General features: G+C 37.4%; 1 protein-coding gene. It reads right to left on the reverse strand.

The genetic code is table 11. The features are described from left to right. Positions 1-166: 166 nt before the first annotated feature. Positions 167-431 (reverse strand): Ger(x)C family spore germination C-terminal domain-containing protein (locus tag AC1DUA_RS40710; protein WP_477505025.1); only part of this gene is annotated, 265 nt, incomplete at its 5' end.

Consider the following 431-nt stretch of genomic DNA (forward strand, 5'->3'; position numbering starts at 1 on the left):
ACGTTCGTCAGGATATTGTATCACGATCTCATTTTTATGGCAACTCGATGCGCCACCAAGTAATTGGAGAGCAATCGTGCCTACACAATAATTTTCAACAGAATGGCAAAAAGCAGTCTAAACTAGAATCCTAGTTTAAGCTGCTTATTATTTTTTGTATGAAAACTCAGCTAATTACGCCTGTATTTTTAATATGGACTTGAATGTTTGAATGCAAATTAACTTTTTTATACGCCTTCTCCCAGTTGATATTTTTCCACAAATCAGAATGGCTCACCCGCAGTCGTCTACCGACTCCAAGAGCATCACAATTGGCTTCCAGCAATTTATTCGCAACTTCTGCTGCTTGCTTGTTAAGTGATTTAGCCATGATTTCATTTAATTGGCCACGATCGATTTTATGGTTCATTTGACTTGGATAACTCATAATG

This window comes from Paenibacillus sp. 01T422 (genome assembly GCF_056398785.1).